Annotated in this window: 1 protein-coding gene; it reads left to right on the top strand. The window is 32.6% G+C overall.

The genetic code is table 11. The features are described 5' to 3' along the window. Positions 1–451: 451 nt before the first annotated feature. The coding region (locus M3P09_RS17150) for a BspA family leucine-rich repeat surface protein (protein WP_249974050.1) at positions 452–1,694 on the top strand (1,243 nt) is incomplete at its 3' end.

The following is a 1,694-nucleotide window of genomic DNA, read 5'->3' as shown; positions in this document are numbered from 1 at the left end:
CAGTCATTTTAAGGAAATAGAAAAAGTTAACTATTCTTCTATTCTTCTAGTTTTTTTGCATTCGAAACCTTTTTGCTACCCTAAATACAATTCTTTTTTCCGTTTCAAAAGCTAATTTTGCAATACCCTCTAAAATTTCAAAATACATATGCTTATACTTATGCTAATACACACACCTAAAAACCTTCCGTACAGCCATTACTATATTTTATTTTTTACCAATGGCAACCACATAAACCGCACAAGTTAGAAAACATTGATATAGATATTATTATGATCAATTATGGTAAAGGAGAACTGCAAATACAAAACTTAGAGCTTGTTATTATTGCCCCTTTAATATTAACTCATAAAAAAATGAATAATACACATAAACCATAATGGTAACCTTTTTTGCTATCCTAACTTTTATTAAGGGTTATACCTATAACTTATATATATTTTAAAAAACATGAAACTCATAGCCAATAAATATTTACATTTTTTACTATTGTCCTTTTTTACTGTATGTATTATAAATGCACAAAGTTTTATAACCACTTGGGTGGTTGAAGAAAATGAAACCATTACTATTCCTACAACTGGAACAGGTTATAATTATGATGTAGATTGGAGTTATGATGGTGCTACTTTTAATGCTGAATCTACCAATGTTTCAGGTAATGCTACAAGTACTACTTTAACAGCTGGCACATACATTGTTGCTATTCGTGGTGCGTTTCCTAGAATCTATTTTAACAATACAGGAGATAAAGATAAAATTCAAACTGTAGAGCAATGGGGATCAAATTCTTGGACCTCGATGGTCCAGTCTTTTCGGGGGTGTAGTAATTTAGTGCTAAACGCAACTGACACTCCAAATTTAAGTCAAGTCACTTCAATGCAACGTATGTTTTTAGAGTGTAGTTCTTTTGTAGATAATGGAGGAGCTATTAACAATTGGGAAGTAAGCACAATTACTAATATGCAACAAGTATTTCAAGGTACATTATTTAATTCCCCCATCAATAATTGGGAGGTAAGTGCTGTTACATCAATGTCAAATATATTTAGAAACACTCCTTTTAATCAACCCCTTGATAACTGGGATACCTCTAGCGTAACCAATATGTCTGGTATGTTTCGTGATGCTAAAAATTTTGACCAGAATATAGGAAACTGGGATATTAGTAATGTTACAAGAATGGTTGAAATGTTTTTTGATGCTACCCTATCTCAAGAAAACTATGATGCTACTTTAATAGGTTGGCATACAGACACAAGTGGTGGTGCTAACGATGGTATTGATGATATCCCTTCTAATATAAATTTTCATGGAGGTCGTAGTCAATACTGTAGAGCAGAAACTGCTTGGAATAGTTTAAACACTACTTTTAATTGGACGATTACTGATAGTGGTAACGCATGTACAACTGAAGATTATTTTATAACCACTTGGATGGTTGAAGAAAACGAAACCATTACCATTCCTACAACTGGAACAGGCTATAATTATGATGTAGATTGGAGTTATGATGGAATTACTTTTAATGCTGAATCTACCAACGTTTCAGGTAATGCTACAAGTACTACTTTAACAGCTGGTACATACACTCTTGCCATTCGTGGTGTTTTCCCTAGAATATTTTTTAACAATACAGGAGATAAAGACAAAATTCAATCTGTAGAGCAATGGGGGACAGATACTTGGACGA

It is taken from the genome of Jejuia spongiicola, assembly GCF_023502325.1.
Lineage (GTDB): Bacteria > Bacteroidota > Bacteroidia > Flavobacteriales > Flavobacteriaceae > Wocania_A > Wocania_A spongiicola.
Note: the sequence above shows the minus strand (reverse complement) of the source record. Positions and strands in the feature narration are given on the sequence as shown.